Origin of the sequence: Erwinia persicina, assembly GCF_014838825.1 — a bacterium.
Classification (GTDB): Bacteria; Pseudomonadota; Gammaproteobacteria; order Enterobacterales; family Enterobacteriaceae; genus Erwinia; species Erwinia persicina_A.
The window spans coordinates 73,999-94,442 of the sequence record NZ_JACYMO010000004.1 but is presented as its reverse complement, the minus strand read 5'-3'; the positions used below and the strand labels follow the sequence as shown (position 1 = coordinate 94,442).

The 20,444-nt window shown below is 55.5% G+C and carries 18 protein-coding genes; 13 read left to right on the top strand and 5 right to left on the bottom strand.

Features of this window, described 5'->3' with window-relative positions:
- Positions 1 to 3: 3 nt before the first annotated feature.
- The 6 genes from aceF (at position 4) to IFU29_RS11910 (ending at position 6,032) form a co-directional block, all read left to right on the top strand.
- The gene (gene aceF, locus IFU29_RS11935; protein ID WP_191934120.1) at positions 4 to 1,602 is read left to right on the top strand and encodes a pyruvate dehydrogenase complex dihydrolipoyllysine-residue acetyltransferase; all 1,599 of its coding nucleotides are present in this window, start codon (positions 4 to 6) and stop codon (positions 1,600 to 1,602) included.
- A gap of 299 nt (positions 1,603 to 1,901) precedes the next feature.
- Positions 1,902 to 3,329 (top strand): dihydrolipoyl dehydrogenase, encoded by a 1,428-nt coding sequence (gene lpdA / locus IFU29_RS11930; RefSeq protein ID WP_191934371.1) that lies wholly within the window; start codon positions 1,902 to 1,904, stop codon positions 3,327 to 3,329.
- A gap of 130 nt (positions 3,330 to 3,459) precedes the next feature.
- Entirely contained in the window at positions 3,460 to 4,164 is a 705-nt protein-coding gene (locus tag IFU29_RS11925) for an SDR family NAD(P)-dependent oxidoreductase (protein ID WP_137269064.1), read from the top strand.
- A gap of 13 nt (positions 4,165 to 4,177) precedes the next feature.
- Complete coding sequence (locus IFU29_RS11920; protein WP_191934119.1) at positions 4,178 to 4,852, top strand: energy-coupling factor ABC transporter ATP-binding protein; 675 nt, start codon at positions 4,178 to 4,180, stop codon at positions 4,850 to 4,852.
- Positions 4,849 to 5,493 carry an energy-coupling factor transporter transmembrane component T family protein gene (locus IFU29_RS11915; protein ID WP_137269066.1) on the top strand — a complete coding sequence of 215 codons (645 nt, stop codon included), beginning with the start codon at positions 4,849 to 4,851 and terminating at the stop codon, positions 5,491 to 5,493. Before IFU29_RS11920 ends, IFU29_RS11915 begins: the two co-directional genes overlap by 4 nt.
- Positions 5,493 to 6,032 carry a biotin transporter BioY gene (locus IFU29_RS11910; protein WP_191934118.1) on the top strand — a complete coding sequence of 180 codons (540 nt, stop codon included), beginning with the start codon at positions 5,493 to 5,495 and terminating at the stop codon, positions 6,030 to 6,032. Before IFU29_RS11915 ends, IFU29_RS11910 begins: the two co-directional genes overlap by 1 nt.
- Positions 6,033 to 6,094: 62 nt before the next feature.
- Here IFU29_RS11910 and IFU29_RS11905 read toward each other — a convergent pair whose 3' ends face one another.
- Entirely contained in the window at positions 6,095 to 7,081 is a 987-nt protein-coding gene (locus tag IFU29_RS11905) for a zinc-dependent alcohol dehydrogenase family protein (RefSeq protein WP_191934117.1), read from the bottom strand.
- A gap of 46 nt (positions 7,082 to 7,127) precedes the next feature.
- Between IFU29_RS11905 and IFU29_RS11900 the strand changes: the two genes are divergently transcribed.
- From IFU29_RS11900 to IFU29_RS11890, 3 genes are read left to right on the top strand one after another with little or no spacing between them, the layout of a single operon-like run.
- Positions 7,128 to 7,559, top strand: a complete 432-nt coding sequence (locus IFU29_RS11900) for an acyl-CoA thioesterase (RefSeq protein ID WP_423244841.1) — start codon at positions 7,128 to 7,130, stop codon at positions 7,557 to 7,559.
- A 5-nt stretch (positions 7,560 to 7,564) separates the two neighbouring features.
- Positions 7,565 to 9,076 carry a class I adenylate-forming enzyme family protein gene (locus tag IFU29_RS11895; protein WP_191934116.1) on the top strand — a complete coding sequence of 504 codons (1,512 nt, stop codon included), beginning with the start codon at positions 7,565 to 7,567 and terminating at the stop codon, positions 9,074 to 9,076.
- The gene (locus tag IFU29_RS11890; RefSeq protein ID WP_191934115.1) at positions 9,039 to 10,244 is read left to right on the top strand and encodes a thiolase family protein; all 1,206 of its coding nucleotides are present in this window, start codon (positions 9,039 to 9,041) and stop codon (positions 10,242 to 10,244) included. The genes IFU29_RS11895 and IFU29_RS11890 overlap by 38 nt, the downstream gene beginning before the upstream one ends.
- Before the next feature lie 7 nt (positions 10,245 to 10,251).
- Here IFU29_RS11890 and IFU29_RS11885 read toward each other — a convergent pair whose 3' ends face one another.
- Positions 10,252 to 11,034: an enoyl-CoA hydratase/isomerase family protein gene (locus IFU29_RS11885; RefSeq protein WP_191934114.1), complete on the bottom strand. Its 783-nt coding sequence runs from the start codon at positions 11,032 to 11,034 to the stop codon at positions 10,252 to 10,254.
- Between the two features lie 1,171 nt (positions 11,035 to 12,205).
- Here IFU29_RS11885 and cspG point away from each other — a divergent pair.
- The 3 genes from cspG (at position 12,206) to yacL (ending at position 16,050) form a co-directional block, all read left to right on the top strand.
- On the top strand, positions 12,206 to 12,418 hold the full coding sequence (gene cspG / locus IFU29_RS11880) for a cold shock protein CspG (protein ID WP_062747198.1): 213 nt from the start codon (positions 12,206 to 12,208) through the stop codon (positions 12,416 to 12,418).
- Between the two features lie 505 nt (positions 12,419 to 12,923).
- Complete coding sequence (gene acnB / locus IFU29_RS11875; protein ID WP_191934113.1) at positions 12,924 to 15,521, top strand: bifunctional aconitate hydratase 2/2-methylisocitrate dehydratase; 2,598 nt, start codon at positions 12,924 to 12,926, stop codon at positions 15,519 to 15,521.
- Between the two features lie 166 nt (positions 15,522 to 15,687).
- Complete coding sequence (gene yacL / locus IFU29_RS11870; RefSeq protein ID WP_191934112.1) at positions 15,688 to 16,050, top strand: protein YacL; 363 nt, start codon at positions 15,688 to 15,690, stop codon at positions 16,048 to 16,050.
- Between the two features lie 73 nt (positions 16,051 to 16,123).
- Here the strand turns inward: yacL and speD are convergent, their stop codons facing one another.
- The 3 genes from speD to IFU29_RS11855 form a co-directional block, all read right to left on the bottom strand.
- Positions 16,124 to 16,933: an adenosylmethionine decarboxylase gene (gene speD, locus IFU29_RS11865; RefSeq protein WP_062747316.1), complete on the bottom strand. Its 810-nt coding sequence runs from the start codon at positions 16,931 to 16,933 to the stop codon at positions 16,124 to 16,126.
- Between the two features lie 27 nt (positions 16,934 to 16,960).
- Positions 16,961 to 17,818 carry a polyamine aminopropyltransferase gene (gene speE, locus IFU29_RS11860; RefSeq protein WP_191934111.1) on the bottom strand — a complete coding sequence of 286 codons (858 nt, stop codon included), beginning with the start codon at positions 17,816 to 17,818 and terminating at the stop codon, positions 16,961 to 16,963.
- 277 nt (positions 17,819 to 18,095) lie between these two features.
- Entirely contained in the window at positions 18,096 to 18,443 is a 348-nt protein-coding gene (locus tag IFU29_RS11855) for a YacC family pilotin-like protein (RefSeq protein WP_062747186.1), read from the bottom strand.
- A gap of 211 nt (positions 18,444 to 18,654) precedes the next feature.
- On the opposite strand from IFU29_RS11855, the gene cueO reads away from it, so the two are divergent.
- A complete protein-coding gene (gene cueO, locus IFU29_RS11850; RefSeq protein ID WP_191934369.1) occupies positions 18,655 to 20,271 on the top strand; it encodes a multicopper oxidase CueO in 1,617 nt (538 codons plus the stop codon).
- The last annotated feature ends 173 nt before the right edge of the window (positions 20,272 to 20,444 follow it).

The following is a 20,444-nucleotide window of genomic DNA, read 5'->3' as shown; positions in this document are numbered from 1 at the left end:
GTAATGGCTATCGAAATTAATGTCCCGGACATCGGTGCAGACGAAGTTGAAGTCACCGAGATTCTGGTCAAAGTGGGCGACACTGTTGAAGTTGAGCAGTCACTGCTGGTCGTTGAGGGTGATAAAGCCTCAATGGAAGTGCCTTCCCCACAGGCTGGCGTCGTTAAAGAGATCAAAGTGGCTACCGGCGATAAAGTCGAAACCGGCAAACTGATCATGATCTTCGAAGCGGCAGGCGGTGCAGCCGCACCGGCTGCGGCCGAAGAGAAAAAAGAAGAAGCGGCTCCGGCCGCGCCTGCAGCGGCCCCGGCGGCCAGCGCAGCGAAAGAGGTCAACGTACCGGATATCGGCGGCGACGAAGTTGAAGTCACTGAGATCATGGTTAAAGTCGGCGACAAAGTTGAAGCTGAACAGTCGATCCTCACCGTTGAAGGCGACAAAGCCTCAATGGAAGTGCCTGCACCATTTGCAGGTACGGTTAAAGAGATCAAAATCGCCACGGGCGATAAAGTCAGCACCGGTTCTCTGGTGATGGTGTTTGAGGTAGAGGGGGCTGCACCAGCGGCTGCACCTGCCCAGAGCACTGAGGCTGCGGCTCCAGCTCAGGCTAAACAGGAAGAAAAAGCGGCCCCGGCTGCGGCTCCTGCTAAAGCAGAAGCCAAGTCAGAGTTTGCTGAGAATGACGCTTACGTTCATGCCACGCCGGTGATCCGCCGTCTGGCACGCGAATTTGGTGTAAACCTGGCGAAACTCAAAGGCACCGGACGTAAAGGCCGTATTCTGAAAGAAGACGTGCAGAGCTACGTGAAAGACGCGGTGAAACGCGCTGAAGCCCCGGCTGCAGCGGGTGGTGGTCTGCCAGGCATGCTGCCATGGCCGAAAGTGGACTTCAGCAAGTTCGGCGAAATCGAAGAAGTGGAACTGGGCCGCATCCAGAAAATCTCTGGTGCTAACCTGAGCCGTAACTGGGTGATGATCCCACACGTGACTCACTTCGACAAAACCGACATCACTGAGCTGGAAGCATTCCGCAAGCAGCAGAATGCTGAAGCAGAGAAGCGTAAGCTGGATGTGAAGTTCACCCCGGTGGTGTTCATCATGAAAGCGGTGGCGGCAGCGCTTGAGCAGATGCCACGCTTCAACAGCTCACTGTCTGAAGACGCGCAGAAGCTGACGCTGAAGAAATACATCAACATCGGTGTGGCGGTTGATACGCCAAACGGTCTGGTGGTTCCGGTGTTCAAGGACGTGAACAAGAAAGGCATCACTGAACTGTCTCGTGAGCTGATGGCTATCTCCAAAAAAGCGCGTGATGGCAAGCTGACTGCTGGCGAAATGCAGGGCGGTTGCTTCACCATCTCCAGCCTGGGCGGTATCGGGACAACCCACTTCGCGCCAATCGTTAACGCGCCGGAAGTGGCTATCCTCGGTGTTTCCAAGTCTGCGATTGAGCCGGTCTGGAATGGTAAAGAGTTCACGCCGCGTCTGATGATGCCGATGTCGCTCTCCTTCGACCACCGCGTTATCGACGGTGCTGATGGTGCGCGCTTCATTACCATCATCAATAACGCACTGGCTGATATTCGCCGTCTGGTGATGTAACCATGAAGAAGGCCGGCGGAAGCCGGCCTTCTTGTAAGTTGTTGTAGTGATTCGTGGCACCGTGGTTTGCAGTTTATTAACAATTCTGTAAACTCTTGCGGTGAACGCGTCCCGGTGGAAGAAGGACGTTGAAAATTCTATCCAAAATAATTGGAACTGCATCAAGGCGGCAAGTGAGTGGATCCTGATGAGCTTTCATAAGTCAGTGATTTGGGTGAGCGAGCGTAGCCAACACAGATGCAGGTTCAATATGAAGGGTATAAGCTCTGACCCGCCGGACAATCAAATAAGAGGTCATGATGAGTACAGAAATTAAAACTCAGGTCGTGGTACTTGGGGCAGGTCCTGCAGGTTACTCTGCAGCCTTCCGTGCAGCGGATCTTGGTCTGGAGACCGTGATCGTTGAGCGTTACAGCACCCTCGGTGGTGTTTGTCTGAATGTTGGCTGTATCCCTTCTAAAGCCCTGCTGCACGTGGCGAAGGTGATTGAAGAAGCCAAAGCGCTGGAAGCACACGGCATCGTGTTCGGTAAGCCACAGACTGACGTGAATAAGATCCGCAGCTGGAAAGAGAAAGTGATCACCCAGCTGACCGGTGGCCTGGCCGGCATGGCAAAAGGCCGTAAAGTGAATGTGGTGAACGGCCTGGGTAAATTTACCGGCGCTAACACCCTGGAAGTGACAGCAGAAGACGGCTCTAAAACTGTTATCACTTTCGACAACGCTATCATCGCCGCGGGTTCCCGTCCGATTGAACTGCCCTTCATTCCGCATGAAGATCCGCGCGTCTGGGACTCTACCGATGCGCTGGAGCTGAAAGAAGTGCCAGAGCGTCTGCTGGTTATGGGCGGCGGCATCATCGGTCTGGAAATGGGTACCGTGTATCACGCACTGGGCTCGCAGATCGACGTGGTCGAAATGTTTGACCAGGTGATCCCGGCGGCTGACAAAGATGTGGTGAAAGTCTTCACCAAGCGCATCTCTAAGCAGTTCAACCTGATGCTGGAAACCAAAGTGACCGCCGTAGAAGCCAAAGAAGACGGCATCTACGTCACGATGGAAGGCAAAAAAGCCCCTTCTGAACCACAGCGATACGATGCGGTGCTGGTGGCGATCGGCCGCGTACCGAATGGTAAAGGTCTGGATGCAGGCAAAGCCGGTGTGGAAGTGGACGATCGCGGATTTATCCGCGTCGACAAGCAGATGCGTACCAACGTGCCGCACATCTATGCAATCGGCGATATCGTCGGTCAGCCAATGCTGGCGCACAAAGGCGTGCATGAAGGCCACGTGGCAGCAGAAGTGATCTCGGGCCTGAAGCATTACTTCGACCCGAAAGTGATCCCATCGATCGCCTATACCGAGCCGGAAGTCGCCTGGGTCGGTCTGACCGAGAAAGAAGCGAAAGAGAAAGGCATCAGCTATGAAACGTCCACCTTCCCGTGGGCGGCATCAGGCCGTGCTATCGCTTCCGACTGTGCAGACGGTATGACCAAACTGATCTTCGACAAAGCGACACACCGTGTCATCGGTGGTGCTATTGTCGGAACCAACGGCGGCGAACTGCTGGGTGAGATCGGTCTGGCTATCGAGATGGGTTGTGATGCCGAAGATCTGGCGCTGACCATCCACGCTCACCCAACCCTGCATGAATCGGTTGGCCTGGCGGCGGAAATCTTTGAAGGCAGCATTACCGATCTGCCAAACCCGAAAGCGAAAAAGAAATAATTCGCCATAAGGTTTAAATAACGGCTCCTGCGGGGGCCGTTTTGCTATCTGCTACGCCGAAAAAACCGCGCAGAATGCCGCAAAATCGCGTATCTTTGCAGGCAATTTCTGACCGGTAAAAAGGCTTGTTGTGTCCAGTAAAGTTGCCCTGATCACCGGTGCCTCACGCGGTATCGGCCACCATCTTGCCCGCCATTTTTATGCGCAGGGCTACCACCTGATATTAATTGCACGGAATGCGCAGGCGCTGAACGCCTTAGCCAGCACCTTCGATCCTGCCCGCGTACAGACGCTGGCGCTCGACGTGTGTGATTATCCTGCTATTGCACAGCAGGTGCCGCAGGCGCTGGCCGCGAACCGCCAGCTTGATGTACTGATCAACGCCGCCGGCATTTTTCGTCCCGGCTCTACGCAGACCCCGCTGTCTGATTTCAGCGCGCTGCTTGCCACTAACGTGACCGCTATCCACCATCTGTGCCAGCTGTGTACCCCGTGGCTGCTGAAATCCGCTGAGGGGCGCATCTTTAATCTTGCCTCCGTCAGTGGCGTACAGCCTTACGGCAGCGTGGCCAGCTATGCCGCCAGCAAACACGCGCTGGTCGGATACAGCCGTTCGATTGCCCGTGAGCTGGGCGCACAGGGGATTAAAGTGACCACGCTGTGCCCCGATGTCGTGGACACCGATATGGCACAGGGCTCTGGCCTGACAGTCGACGAGATGCTGAGCACCGACGACCTCTGTCGCGCCGTGGACTTTGTGATGTCGTTGTCTCCTGCTGCAGTGGTGGAGCAGCTGACCATCGGGCGGCAGTATCGTCCGCGTCAACCTGTCTGAACCAGGAGGTATTATGCTGGAACTGAAAGGGGTCTCGCATGCTTACGGCGAACGGAAAGTCCTCGATAACCTTCATTTGCAACTCACGGAAAAACGCATCGGCATTGTCGGCAGCAACGGCTGTGGCAAAAGCACTTTTGCCCGCCTGCTGAACGGCCTGTTATTACCCCAACAGGGCGAGGTGCGGGTTGACGGATTGAACACCCGTCAGCAGGGGAAAGCGGTGCGGCGGAAGGTTGGGTTTGTGTTCCAGAACCCGGACAACCAGATTGTCTTCCCGGTGGTGGAGGAAGATCTCGCCTTCGGTATGAAAAACCTCGGACTGTCGAAACAGGTGATCCGCGAACGCACCGATGCGGCGCTGGCGCGCTATGACATGCAGGACCTGCGTCAGCATCCGGCACATCTCCTTAGCGGCGGGCAGAAGCAGCTGCTGGCCATCTCCGGGGTGCTGGTCATGGAGCCAGAATATATCGTTTTCGATGAACCGACTACGCTGCTCGATCTGCGCAACAAGCGGCGTATTGCGCAGGCGATTGCCGATCTCGACCAGACGGCTATCGTGGTGTCCCACGATCTGGAGTTTTTGCAGGATTTTGACCGCGTACTGGTGTTTGACCACGGTCAGGTGGTGATTGATGATCTGCCTCACATAGCATTGAAAGAGTATGTCAGGATGATGTCATGATGTTGAGTGATTATATTCCGGGACATTCGATCATACATCGCTTGCCGCCGGGGCTGAAGATCCTCACCCTGGCGCTGCTGGGCACGCTACTGTTTGTCTTCCCGCGCCTGGAAACTTCGCTGGTCGCCCTGCTGCTGGTGGGACTGTGCTATCCGCTGGCGCGTATCTCACCGCATATCATGCTGCTGCAGCTTAAGCCGCTGCTGTGGGTGCTGGCACTGTTGTTTGCCGTGCAGTGGTGGATGGTGAACTGGCAGTCCGGCGTGCTGGTGATTGCCCGGCTGGCGGCGCTGATGCTGATGGCGGCGCTGGTGACCCTTACCACGCGTACCACTGAGATGATTGACGCGCTGGAGAAAGGTCTGTTCTGGCTGCGTTATTTACGTATCAATCCGGCGAAGGTCAGCCTGGCGCTGTCGCTGGCGATGCGGTTTATTCCGGTACTGGCGGCCATCGTGGCTGAAGTGCGCGAAGCGCAAAAAGCGCGCGGGCTGGATCGCAGCGTCATTGCCATTGCTATCCCGGTGATCGTTCGCACCCTGAAGATGGCCGATGATATTGCGGCAGCGCTGGAAGCCCGTGCCTGGGACCCCAAACTGCGCCCTGAGCGTACCGATGCAGAGAAAGTGAGAGGATCGTAATGTCCACCCGAGATATTGTTTATATTGCGCTTTTCGCCGCGATCACCGCTGCGCTGGGCTTGTTCCCGGCATTCAGCCTGCCGGTGATTGCGGTGCCGATCACCGCCCAGACCTTAGGCCCCATGCTGGCGGGGGCGATTGCTGGTGCCAGACGCGGCGCGCTGGCGATGGTGCTGTTTGTCGTGCTGGTGGCAGTTGGCCTGCCGCTGCTGGCGGGAGGCCGTGGCGGTCTGGGGATCTTCTTTGGCCCGAGCGGGGGCTTTCTTCTGGCGTGGCCGCTGGCGGCGCTGCTGATAGGTTATCTCTACCAGCGCTTCCTGCGCTCGCTGACGGTGGTCAGGGAAGGGCTGATCCTGACACTGGGGGGCGTCGTGGTGATTTACTCTGCGGGCATTCCGTGGATTGCCGTGATGGCCGGGTTACCCCTTAAGCAGGCCGCGCTGGGCTCACTGGGTTTCCTGCCGGGGGATATGGTGAAGGTGGTGCTGGCGGTGCTGATTGTCCGTGCCGTGCGCCGGGCGTACCCCACGTTAGGCTGAGCCACAGGCAGTTGAAGAGGCCGATCGTCTTTTCGGTCGGCCCTGATTACAGCTATCCCGCCTCAGAGCCGCAGTAAAATTTTCCCTTTCAGCTCGCCGGACTGCACGTCTCTGACCGCTTTATCGATCTCCTCCAGCGCATATTCGGCCACTATATCGGTGGCAATTACACCGTCGCGGATCAGCGTCATCACTTCATTGATCCTGCGCTGTACCAGCGCCTTATCATGATGATGTACCCATAACCGCAGATGGAAGTTGGAAAAACGAATATCCGGACGGCTGCGCCAGAAGGTGGCCGGTATCGGCTGGCCGGACAGCAGGCCGTAGTGGATAAACTGCCCGCCCGGCATCAGCGCCTGTGCCAGCATCAGCGACGCTTCACCGCCAATGCAGTCGAGGATGGCGGCTGCCCCCCCCTGACGGGCAATGGCAGCCAGCGCCTGCGGGTACGTCTCCGCACTGCTGTTCAACACCTGCTCGGTGGCACAGCCGTGAAACAGGCTGAGGTTTTCAGCTTTTCGTACGATGGCGATCGGCTTCAGCCCCAGGTGGTTGGCGATGCGGATCAGCATTTTGCCGATGGCCGAATTGGCCGCATTGATAATAATCCGCATCCCCGATGAGCGCTCAAGCGCTTCTGTCAGCATCAGCAGCGCGGTCATCGGGTTAACATAGCTGGTTGCCGCCTGCTGGTCGGTGACAAAGTCAGGCAGGGTAAAGCACCACTGCGGATCGCTGTCTTTATAGTGTTGCCATGCGCCCATGCTGCCCACCGGCAGGACGCGCTGGCCGACGCGCAGGCTGGGATCGTCGCTCTGGCTGATCCGGCCCATGCCCTCAAACCCGGGCACAAAGGGCAGGGTGATACGCGAACGATAGGCCCCGGAAATCGTAATAATATCGGAGGGGTTAATAGTGGCAAACGCCATTTTAACCCGGACCTGGCCTGTGGCTAATGGCGTCAAAGCCTGTTGTTCAAGCTGCATAACGTGACTGATATTGCCGAACTCCCGGACGACGGCTCTGGTGAATAAAGTCTCTTTCATGGTATATTTTCTTTCGTGTTGTCCGGTTTACAGGTTTATGATTTTTATGCAGGAACAGTATAATAGCGAAGCATTTCGCGTATCAATGCGGGATATAGATTTAAACGGCCACGTGCATAATTCAGTCTATTTAGATTATTGTGAAGATGCCGTCGTCAATGCCTTTCGCCGTGCTGAAATTCTGCCTTTATTTCGCCCGCATACCGCAGGCGTTGCCTATCATGTCAAAAAATGTGAAGCCACATTCTTTCATCCCCTGTCGGTGGACGATGTTGTTATCCCTCAGGTACTGATTGAGAAAATGGGTAACAGCAGTTTGATTTTTACCATCCGCTTAATGTGTGAGGATCGCACCACGCTGAGCGCCGAGGGGAAATTAATCTGGGTATGCGTGGGGCTGACGGATCATAAACCCTGCCCCATCCCCGATGAAGCACGTCAGGCGCTGATGCACCACTTTTCGTTTGCCGGGGCCTGAGTGTTATGCCGGTACATGACAAAGTAAAATACCATGCGGAGCGCCATCCTGCGCAGATCGCTGTGGATATTGCCGGTGCCACCCTGAGCTGGCAGCAGCTGTGGCAGAGCGCACTGGCGCTTTACCAAACCCTCTTGCGTGAAAGGCCTGCCGGCGGCAGCGGGATTGTTGCTATTGCCGCCGGGAATGATATTACCTTTCCCGTGGCCTGGCTGGCCGCCAGCGCCCAGCCTTTTACCGCCGCTATTATCGACCCGCAGACGCCCGCAGCGCAGCTGAATGACATCCTGCACAGGCTTAATCCTGATTGCCTGCTGCTGCCAGCCGGGGATCAGACGTTGAAAGCGCAGGCCGACCGATTGTCGGTTCGCTGGCGGGATATCGACGGCGGGCAAAGCCACCCTGATGTATCGGACGATAGCGCCTTTACCGGGGGGATGCAGGCCGGGACGCCGTTTTTAATCAACTTTACCTCCGGCACCACCAGCCTGCCTAAAGCGTTTATCCGTTCGCGGCGATCCTGGCGGGCCAGCCTGGAAAACGGCGAAGCGATCTTTGGCCTGCAGGGAGGCCCTTCGACGCTGTTTCCCGGCCCGCTTTCAAACGGCATTGGACTGTATTGCCTGAACGAAACGCTGTACGCGGGGGGGACCTTTTACAGCCCCGGCCGGTGGCAACCGGAATCCGTACTGGCGTTGATCGCCCGGCAGCAGATTGAACGGTTGGTGGTCGTGCCCACGATGATCGCCGGATTTGCCCGCGCTGTGGGGTCCGCAGCCTGCCCCAGCCTGCGCGGTCTGGTCAGCGCCGGCGCTAAGCTGGAACTGAACCACTATCGTCAGGCCCGGATGCTGTTTCCCGCCGCGCGGATACAGGAGTATTACGGGGCTTCTGAACTCGGTTTTATCGCCGTGTCCACGCCGGATGAGGCCGACATCCAGGCTTCGCTGGCGACGGTCGGGCAGGCGTTTCCCGGCGTACACATCAGCATCTGTGATGATGACGGTAAGCGACTGTCGCACAATCAGCCCGGAACCATTTATATCCGCAGCGAACAAATTATCGACCGGTATCTATGGGGCGATGAGGGCAGCGCCTTTGTGAAACAGGGCGCTATAGCGACGGCAGGGGATATCGGTTATCTGGATGAAAAACAGTGCCTGCACGTGATTGGTCGCCGGGGAAATATGATCCTCAGCGGGGGGAATAATATTTATCTTGCCGAAATAGAGTCCGCGATTAAATCACTGCCGGGCATTATTGAAGCGGTGGTGATTGCCGTTGATGATGAGTATGCGGGCAAAAAGATGGTGGCCATCGTGGAAGCGGCGGCGGACGATCTGCATCTGCTCCCCCAGCGCTGTCGTTCAGTGCTGGCAAAATATAAACAACCCCACCAGTTTTATCATATTACGCGCTGGCCGCTGACGCCGGGCGGCAAAATCGAGCGCGCCGGGCTGGAAAAAAGGATCGCACAACATGGCAGCAGCACAGAGCTTACTGAATTATCAGCCTGACGATGACGCGAAGCCGGTGATTGTAGTGGCGCGGCGCACGCCCGTCGGCAGGGCCTACGGTGTTTTTGCCGGAGTACCGATGGAAGGGCTACTGGCCCCTCTGTTTGAGCACATCATGGCAGCATTGCCGCCGGGTTTTAACGCCATAGATGAGGTCATCATCGGCAATGCGACCGGCGGCGGCGGCAATATTGCCAGGCTGGCGGCACTGGCGGCGGGCGTGCCGCTCTCCGTTCCGGCGGTGACGGTGGATCGTCAGTGCGGCTCCGGGCTGGAAGCTGTGATCCAGGCTTGCCGCCTGGTGCAGGCCCGGGCGGGGGAGTGTTATCTGGCGGGGGGCGTCGAAAGCGTCAGTACCGCGCCGTGGCGGGTGGAAAAGCCCGCCTCGCTGAAGCAGATGCCGCGTTTTTACGGCCGCGCACAGTTCTCCCCGGATGATATTGGTGACCCGGAGATGGGGATCGCGGCGGAAAATGTAGCGTGCCAGTGCGGCATCAGCCGTGAACGACAGGATCGCTTTGCCCTGCGCAGCCATCAGCGTGCGCTGGCCGCCCAACAGCAGGGAGCGTTCCGTCAGGAAATTGTACCGGTCAGCGTGAAAGGGCAGTGGGTGGCGGTGGATGAGTGTCCTCGCGCCAACACATCGCTGGAGAAACTGGCGGCGCTGCCCCCGGCGTTTGCCGCTGGAGGGACGGTGACGGCGGGCAACTGCTGCCCGCTCAACGACGGCGCGTCGCTGATGCTGGTGATGAGCCGTCGCAAAGCCCGCGAGTGCGGCTTTACCCGCGGGCTGCTTTTTGCCGATGCCTGTAGTGCCGGCGTCGACCCTAACCTGCTTGGTCTCGGGCCGGTACCTGCCACGCAAAAATTGCTGGCCCGCCAGCCGGCTCTGACCATCGGCCACATCGCGGTGATTGAATTTAACGAAGCCTTTGCTGCCCAGGTGCTGGGGTCGGTTGATGCACTGGGTATTGATGAGCAGCGCATTAACTTACAGGGCGGAGCGATTGCGCTGGGCCATCCCTACGGTGCCTCCGGCGCAATCATGGTCACGCGACTGTTCAGCCAGCTGCTGGCGGAGCCGGACGGAGAAGGTTTTGGCCTGGCCATGCTGGGCATTGCCGGGGGCCTCGGGCTAAGCGCGTTATTCCAGGCTGTATCGATCTGAAGCCGCACTATTTTCCCGTCCACAGCGGCCTGCGCTGCTCAGTAAAAGCGCGCAGGCTTTCCTGATAGTCTTCACTCTGCTGCAGTTGCGCTAACTCAGCCTCACTCTGCTGGCGAAGATCGGCTGCCAGCGCCTGCCTGAGCAGCGCATTACAGGCCTGAACGGCCAGCGGAGAATGACGGTTAAGACGTGCGGCCAGCGCCAGCGCGGTTTCCAGCAGATCTTCCGCCGGGGTAACCTGATAAAAAAGACCCAGCGCCAGCGCACGTGCGGCGTCCACCGGTTCGCCGGTTAACAGCATTTCCTTGGCCAGGCTGGCAGGTAGCCGGGTAGCCAGCTGGCCAATTCCTCCACCCAGCGGTAACAGGCCGTGTTTAACCTCCGGCAGGGCGATTTTTACCTGGTCTGTCGCCACGATAAAATCACACTCCAGCGCCAGCTCAAGACCGCCACCAAAGGCATGCCCGTTCAGTACGGCCACCCAGATTTTCCGCCGGGGGGTATACTGGAGCGGATTATAGCCGCCATGTGAGTTAAGCAGCCCTTTACCGCCGTCGGTAAACGCTTCCTGCAAATCGGCTCCGCCACAGAATACCGTCCCGCTGCCGGTCAGCAGCACGGTGCGGATATCGGACTGCTGTTCGCACCACTGCAGGCAGGCTTCAAACTCCGCAATCATCATGGCATTGTAGGCGTTACCGGCGACGGGGCGGTTTAGTGTCAGGCGCGCCACGTGTGCGGTCGGGCGGTCGCAGCGGACCAACTGGGTGTTCGGTAGAGGGGTATTCATGGTGGCTCACAGCGGTTTAGCAGGTAAAGGCGAGTGTATCACGTCAAAATGTGCGTGAGCAGGGGACTGATTGCGCCGTCCATTCATCATTGATCAATAAAGCGGACATTGCGCTTCCCCTTAAATTGTCAGAGCTTTCTGATGTGGCATGAATATTGATTTTCAGTGGGGTTTTTACCTTCGGGGATAATAATAACGTCTATTTTTCCTGACAATTGGCGCTAATATCACCACATTGGCCCATTATGTGAACTGGGACGTCTTTTAATACTGATAATAATTACATGTTATTAAAAACAGTATTGACTCTGGTTTTTAAAGCAGTAAATTGGATCCCACAGCAGGCAAATATTACCCGGCTGTGATGCAGTAAAGAGTAACAGATATATATGCGATGAAGGTCACGAAGTATTTTAGTATGGGAATGTTGTCGTAAGTGTTCAGATTATTTTTTCTTACGCCGACACTGCTTCAAGGCCATGCAGTCAGTTGCAAAATCGCAGGGTGGGAACGTAACGCGACGACATAAGGCCATGTTTTACCGATGCAAGCAAGTCTGGAGGTTGTGACACTTTTTGTTATCGTCGCAACAGAAGTCGAGCCACGTATCAAAGAGTCTACGTCGCGATGGGTGTGTACTTGTTTAAACCGCCATGTCTGTTGACTGGCATGATGATGTTAACTGTCATTTATGGAGGTAAGTTAGAATTTTAGTCACTAATACTGTCCGTAATAAACACGTACATTCAACGAAGTATTAATAGCAGTAAAACTTGTTAAGTTCGTTAATGTTAAATTTTGAGTTAGCAGTAACCTAAAAGCCCTGGCGATCTCCGTCAGGGCTTTTATCATTTACGCTGCCGGTGATTTTTTTCTTCTACCTGGTGGGTGTGCTTTCTCAGCGCTTTTCACTGACAACGAAGGCGGCATAAAGTTCCAAAAATATAAGTGAAATGAATCCTTGCTTGTTCAGGCGTATCCGGTCTACTATGTTTGCATCGGTTTGGAATACAGACCTTATGAAAGCAGTTTTAGTAAAGCAGTCCTCAGTACAAGTGTTATCACAGATATCCCTTCATCGAGAGCCTCCTCCTAAGTGCCCATAAGATAAATTCTGATGAACAGGCCATGTTCGCCATGTAAAGTGGCTCAAAAATGAATAGGAAATATTATGTCTAACAAAATGACTGGTTTAGTAAAATGGTTTAACGCTGATAAAGGCTTCGGTTTTATCACTCCTGCAGACGGCAGCAAAGATGTATTCGTACATTTCTCTGCAATCCAGAGCAGCGATTTCAAAACCTTAGATGAAGGCCAGAAAGTGGAGTTCTCTATCGAGAACGGCGCTAAAGGTCCATCAGCAGTAAACGTTGTCGCGCTGTAATTCGCGATAACCTCACTGACAAAGACGATCGCGATGACGGCATAACAGCCCGAGCAGTGCAGCGTCAGTGATAAAAAAGCCGCCATGTGCGGCTTTTTTTGTTTTTGTCCCCCAGGCCTCGCCCTCTTCCTGTGCTTCTCTTTCCCTCCGGTTTGCCCCCCTGATAAGTTATTGAACGCCGCGTTACAATAAGCTGCATTTATTTCCACACCGACAGGCGGGAGATGGCTTTGCGGAACATACGCTGTTTTTTATTCCAGGATGAAGAATAACCGGCAGAATTGGCAGGATAAGGCAGTGAAAGGCGCTGGAAAAGCGCTTTTTTGCCCCTAAAAACGGTCAGGGTAATGATGTTGCTTTTTTGTAAACGGATTAACATGCCGCCGAAATCCTGCTATGCTGGCCCTCGCGGAACCGGGCACCATACCCTACACATGGATTGTTTCACTTTACGGTGGATCAGGTAGCCCGGGATGCCAAATACAATGAGAGCGAGGAGAACGTCGTGCTAGAAGAATACCGTAAGCACGTTGCCGAGCGTGCTGCCCAGGGGATTGTTCCAAAACCGTTAGATGCTTCCCAAATGGCCGCGCTGGTTGAACTGCTAAAAGCCCCTCCAGCGGGTGAAGAAGAATTTCTGTCCGACCTGTTAATCAATCGAGTGCCGCCGGGCGTTGACGAAGCGGCCTATGTGAAAGCCGGTTTCCTGGCTGCCGTCGCAAAAGGCGAAACAACCTCTCCTCTGGTGACTCCTGAACTGGCCGTTAAGCTGCTGGGTACCATGCAGGGTGGCTACAACATCCATGCGCTGATTGACGCGCTTGACGATGAAAAGCTGGCACCGATTGCCGCTGAAGCGCTGTCCCACACGCTGCTGATGTTCGACAACTTCTATGATGTTGAAGAAAAATCCAAAGCCGGTAACCCGCACGCGAAAAAAATTATTCAGTCGTGGGCTGATGCCGAGTGGTTCCTTAAGCGCCCTAAACTGGCAGAAAAAATCACCGTAACCGTGTTCAAAGTGACCGGCGAAACCAACACCGACGACCTCTCTCCGGCGCCGGATGCCTGGTCTCGCCCGGATATTCCACTGCACGCGCTGGCGATGTTGAAAAACGCCCGTGAAGGCATCGAACCCGATGATGCCGGCAACGTTGGCCCGATCAAACAGATTAAAGCATTACAGGCTAAAGGCTTCCCGCTGACCTACGTCGGTGACGTGGTGGGTACTGGTTCTTCACGTAAATCAGCCACCAACTCGGTGCTGTGGTTTATGGGCGACGACATTCCTTACGTGCCGAACAAGAAAGGCGGCGGCGTCTGCCTCGGCGGTAAAATCGCCCCTATCTTCTTCAACACCATGGAAGATGCGGGCGCACTGCCGATTGAAGTGGATGTTGACCGTCTGAATATGGGCGATGTCATCGACATCTATCCGTATAAAGGTGAAGTGCGCAATCATGATACCGGTGAAGTGCTGGCTAACTTCGAGCTGAAAACCAATGTGCTGGTGGATGAAGTGCGTGCCGGTGGCCGTATCCCGCTGATCATTGGCCGTGGCCTGACCACGAAAGCCCGCGAATCTCTTAATCTGCCGCACAGCGATGTGTTCGAGCAGGCGAAAGACGTGGCAGCCAGCACCCGTGGTTTCTCACTGGCGCAGAAAATGGTGGGCCGTGCCTGTGGCGTGAACGGGGTTCGTCCGGGCGCTTACTGCGAACCCAAAATGACCTCGGTTGGCTCTCAGGACACTACCGGTCCCATGACCCGTGATGAGCTGAAAGACCTGGCCTGCCTGGGCTTCTCTGCCGATCTGGTGATGCAGTCCTTCTGCCATACCGCCGCCTATCCGAAGCCGGTTGACGTCACTACACACCATACGCTGCCTGACTTCATCATGAACCGCGGTGGCGTGTCGCTGCGTCCGGGCGATGGCATTATCCACAGCTGGCTGAACCGTATGCTGCTGCCGGATACCGTCGGCACCGGCGGTGACTCCCACACCCGTTTCCCTATCGGTATTTCCTTCCCGGCGGGTTCAGGTCTGGTGGCCTTTGCCGCTGCGACCGGTGTGATGCCGCTGGATATGCCTGAATCTGTACTGGTACGCTTTAAAGGCAAAATGCAGCCGGGTATCACCCTGCGCGATCTGGTGCATGCGATCCCGCTGTATGCGATTAAAGCGGGTCTGCTGACCGTTGAGAAGAAAGGGAAGAAAAACATCTTCTCTGGCCGTATTCTGGAAATTGAAGGTCTGCCGGACCTCAAAGTTGAGCAGGCATTCGAGCTGTCAGATGCGTCCGCTGAGCGTTCTGCTGCGGGTTGCTCGATCAAGTTGAGTAAAGATCCGATTATCGAGTATCTGAACTCCAACATCGTGCTGCTGAAGTGGATGATCTCAGAAGGTTACGGCGATCGTCGTACGCTTGAGCGCCGTATTCAGGGCATGGAAAAATGGCTGGCCGATCCGCAGCTGCTGGAAGGCGATGCGGATGCGGAATATGCGGCAGTGATCGACATCGATCTGGCCGATATTAAAGAGCCGATCCTGTGTGCGCCGAACGATCCGGATGATGCCCGTCTGCTGTCCGACGTGCAGGGGACAAAAATCGATGAAGTCTTTATCGGTTCCTGCATGACGAACATCGGTCACTTCCGCGCGGCCGGCAAACTGCTGGATGCGCATAAAGGCCAGCTGCCTACCCGTCTGTGGGTGGCTCCGCCTACCAAGATGGATGCGGCACAGCTGACTGAAGAAGGTTACTACAGCGTGTTCGGTAAGAGCGGTGCGCGCATTGAGATCCCTGGCTGTTCGCTGTGCATGGGTAACCAGGCGCGTGTGGCAGATGGGGCGACAGTGGTATCGACGTCAACGCGTAACTTCCCTAACCGTCTGGGCACCGGCGCTAACGTCTATCTTGCTTCTGCCGAGCTGTCAGCGGTCGCTTCACTGCTGGGTAAACTGCCTACGCCAGAAGAGTATCTGACGTTTATGGATCAGGTGGATAAAACCGCAGTAGATACCTATCGTTACCTGAACTTTGACCAGCTGAGTCAGTACACCGACAAAGCCGACGGTGTGATTTTCCAGACGGCAGTTTAAGCGTCAGTCTGCAGTTAACAAACCGGGCCCAGTGCCCGGTTTTTTTATGCCTGCGTAAAACCGCTGCTTTTCCCGCGCCTGGCTGCGATAATGCGCGCCAAAGCTCAGTATTGTCGCGGCAGGCGCGCAAAATGGGGTTAAGCAGGCAGGCCGGGAGGAAGGCGCGATGGAATATGAATTTTTAAGAGACATTACCGGTGGCGTGAAGGTGCGCATGACGATGGGCCACGAGGCCGTCGGCCACTGGTTTAACGATGAGGTGAACGAAAACCTGGCGCTGCTGGATGACGTTGAAGCGGCCATCGCAGAGGTGAAAGGCAGCGTGCGCCAGTGGCAGCGCGTGGGCAGTGAATATACCCTGCTGCTGGATGAAGAAGAAGTGATGATCCGCTCAAACCAGCTCGGTTTTGAAGGCGACGAGATGGAAGATGGCATGAACTATTACGATGAAGAGAGCCTGGCGTTCTGCGGCGTAGAGGACTTCCTGGCGGTGATTGCCGCCTACCGGGCGTTTCTGCAGGGACGTTAAGCGGCAAAACAGGTCGGGTCGATCGACGATCGACCCGCACCAGTCCGCTATCGCTAAACAGGGGGCATCCCCCTTACTGCGTTTTTAACCCCACTGAGGGAATATTACGGCCGTAGTAAATCTCACGCATCTCCTTCCACAGCAGGTCGGTAATACGCTTGTGCTCCTGCGGGCTGAGATCGGACGGTTTGGTATTAAACAGATAGTGTTTCAGGTCGAACTCTTTCAACATCATTTTGGTGTGGAAGATATTTTCCTGATACACATTCACATCCATCAGGTCATACATCGATTTCATATCGTCTGACATGAAATTCTGGATAGAGTTAATCTCATGATCGATAAAGTGTTTCACCCCGTTGACGTCGCGGGTGAAGCCACGCACACGATAATCGATAGTAACAATATCGGACTCGAGCTGATGAATTAAGTAGTTCAGCGCTTTCAGCGGCGAAATCACCCCGCAGGTCGACACTTCAATGTCCGCACGGAAGGTACACAGGCCGCCTTCGGGATGGCTTTCCGGGTAGGTATGGACGCAGATATGGCTTTTATCAAGGTGAGCGACCACGGAATTCGGCAGCGGGCCGGGATGTTCGGAGGTATCGATGTCGCGCGGGTCGATCGGCTCTTCACTGACCAGAATCGTCACGCTGGCACCCTGAGGCTCATAATCCTGACGTGCGATATTGAGCACGTTAGCACCGATAATTGAGCAGGTCTCGCTCAGAATTTCAGTCAGGCGGTTGGCATTATACTGCTCATCAATGTATGCAATATATCCGTCGCGTTCAGCATCCGTGTTGGCGTAACAGATATCGTAGATACAAAAACTCAGGCTTTTCGTCAGGTTGTTGAAGCCATGTAGTTTAAGCTTTTGCAATTTCACTCACCCCCTTAAAATGCCCGGCTAGTCAGCCAGCGCATTCAACAAATATTGCGGCAGGGCAAAGCTGCCAGTGTGGATCGCCGGATTATAATAACGGCAGGTCAGACCCGCGTCGGCAAAGCGTGAGGCGATAGTCGCGGTATCAAGCTGGCGCAGCGCCGGATTATTGCTGGCCCAGGCAAAGGTCATAATGCCGCCGTAATAGGTCGGGATCGCCGCCTGGTAGAAGCTGACATCCTCAAAATAGTGGCTGAGTTTGCGATGACTGTTAACCGCTTCATCCTGCTGCAGGAAACAGACGCCATTTTGTGCCACGAATATGCCATCCTGATTCAGGCAGCGGTGGCAACCCTCATAAAAGTCTGAAGTAAACAGACTTTCACCCGGCCCGATGGGGTCGGTACAGTCAGAAATAATGACATCGAATTTTTCGCGGGTCTGCTTAACGAAGTTCACACCATCATCGATGACCAGCGTAAAGCGCGGATCATTATAAGCGCCCTGGCTGTGGTTGGGCAGATGTTCCTTACAGAAGGTCACGACGCCTTCATCGATTTCGACCATAGTGATCTGTTCGATATTTTTATGGCGGCTCACTTCACGCAGCATGGCCCCATCTCCGCCACCGATGATCAGAACGCGTTTAGGTGCGCCATGTGCCAGCAGGGGAACGTGAGTCATCATTTCGTGATAAATAAACTCATCGCGCTCGGTGGTTTGTACCACACCGTCAAGCGCCATTACGCGACCCAGTGCCGCATTTTCGAAGATGATCAGATCCTGATGCCCGGTCTGCTCGCGATACAGTACCTTATCGACAGTAAAATACTGCCCGAACCCGGTATGAAGCGTTTCATACCACATTTCATTATCGCTCATGGTCGGTTTTCCTCCTCATAGACTCTGCGTCATTCAGGTTTCAGCCAGGAGGCACCCCGGTGAACACTGTGTGAACGGGGGGCGGTTGCCTGACCTGTGCCGGCCGGGATAACGAGGCCGGCCTGTGCATCCCGAAAGCGATGCGGTTGCGGACAGTCCGCGCCCCGGCACCTGAAAAACGGGTATCACAGCCGTAAAAAATGGGCCAGTATCATAGCTATTTATGACCGTGGTTGCACGGTCAAATCAGCGGCAGCAGGAGGATGAGTATGGTCGATTACTTCACGTAGGCAAGCAGACTCAGTGAATCACGAGCCAGAGATTTGCATTTGGTATCGTTCGGGACGGCAATGCCGCTCAGATCGCGGTAGCTGTCTTCACCGAGTGCTTTCATATTGAAGCTGTTGTAATTGGTCAGATCCCAACGATTCTGTTGTGCAAAAAAGACCAGTGCGCGGCGGATTTGGCCGTCGGGAAGTTCCTGGTAACCACAATCATTTTTCAGATAAACAAATACAGCGGTTAAATCTGCCAAATCTTCTGCTTCCGATTCGCTCAGTGCGAAGCTGGTGGAGGAGAAGCCAAACAGCCCTAACAGCAACAGAGCCTTGATGCTTTTCTTCATGATTTTTCTCATACGTGTGCAATAAGCAGACGTTAGCACAGTTCACGCCGGGTGCCAGCCACTTTTGCGGCAGAAAAATCCTGAAGCACCCAATGCACCGTCATTTTACGTGCTTGACCTTCCCGCTGGGGCAGGGTTTATGCTGCGGATAATACTGGCCCCTGCGACTGACTTGCCCGGGGATATCGACATCTGACAAAAGGAATGGATGATGCAACGTCGTGATTTTCTTAAATTAAGCGCTGCCGTTGGCGCAGCCAGCGCCCTGCCGCTGTGGAGCCGTTCATTAATGGCGGCGGAACAGCGCCCGCTGCTGCCCGTCCCCACGTTGCTGACGGCCGATGCCCGCAGTGAAATTACCCTGACCGCACAGGCGGGCAGCAGCCAGTGGCGGGGCAAAAATGTCCCTACCTGGGGCTATAACGGCAGCCTGCTGGGCCCGGCTATTCAGCTGGAGCGCGGCAAAGAGGTCAATATCAACATCTATAACCGGCTGCCGGAAGCCACCACCGTACACTGGCACGGTCTGGAATTGCCGGGCAATGTTGATGGCGGGCCACAGGCGCGTATTGAGCCGGGTCAAAAGCGCCGCGTCACCTTTACCCCGGATCAGCCTGCAGCGACCTGCTGGTTCCATCCGCATCAGCATGGACGCACCGGCTATCAGGTGGCGCAGGGGCTGGCCGGGCTGGTGCTGATTAACGATCCGGAGAGCGGCAAACTGCGGCTGCCCACGCTGTGGGGCGTGGATGATATTCCTGTCGTCTTACAGGATAAACGCCTGAGCGCTGACGGCAGCCAGATTGACTACCAGCTGGATGTGATGAGTGCCGCTATGGGCTGGTTTGGCGATACGATGCTGACCAATGGAGCTATCTATCCGCAGACCGCGGCACCGCGCGGCTGGTTACGCCTGCGGCTGCTCAACGGCTGTAATGCCCGTTCTCTTAATCTGACCACCAGCGACCAGCGTCCCATGTATGTGATCGCCAGCGACGGCGGGCTGCTGGCTGAACCGGTGCCGGTCACCGAACTGCCGATGATGCCGGGCGAACGCTTCGAAGTGCTGGTGGACACCTCTGATGGCAAAGCATTTGACCTGCAAACCCTGCCCGTGCGGCAGATGGGGATGACGGTGGAGCCTTTCGATTATCCGCTGCCGGTGCTGTCGATCAATCCCCTGCGGGTGCTGGCCAGCGGCACGCTGCCCGATAAGCTGGTGGATCTGCCTGCGGTCCCGCCCACAAAAGGGCTGAACACCCGCTGGCTGCAGCTGATGATGGATCCTGAGCTGGACCGTCTCGGTATGGCAGCCCTGGTGGAAAAATACGGCCATACCTCAATGGCAGGTATGAAGATGGATGCCCACGACGGCGCAGATGATGCGGACAAGATGGCGATGGCAGGGCACGATAATATGCCCGGTATGGACCACAAGAAAATGGCGGGAATGGCACATGATAAGCCGTCCGGTGCTTACGATTTCCATCAGGCGAACAAGATTAACGGTGTTGCGTTTAACATGGATAAGCCATCGTTTGAAGTGAAGCAGGGAGCCTTCGAGAAATGGACCGTTTCCGGCGAAGGCGACATGATGCTGCATCCGTTCCATATTCACGGCACCCAGTTCCGTATTCTCTCTGAAAACGGCAAACCCCCTGCGGCCCACCGCAGCGGCTGGAAAGACACGGTGCGTGTCGAAGGCTGGCGCAGTGAGGTACTGGTACGCTTTAATCATCAGGCCGACGCCGCCAATGCTTATATGGCCCACTGCCACCTGCTGGAGCATGAAGACACCGGTATGATGCTCGGCTTCACCGTGGCGTAATCTCCGGCACGGCAGACCCTTTTTTTGAGTCGATTTATATGTTACTGATTATTGTCAGTATTTAAACAAAGTGAGAAAAAAGGGTTTTGCCCAAACATCGTGATAAAAGGTAAGGAAGTCAACGGGGTAATGACGTAAGCTAACGGTTCACTGCCGTACAGGCAGCTTAGAAA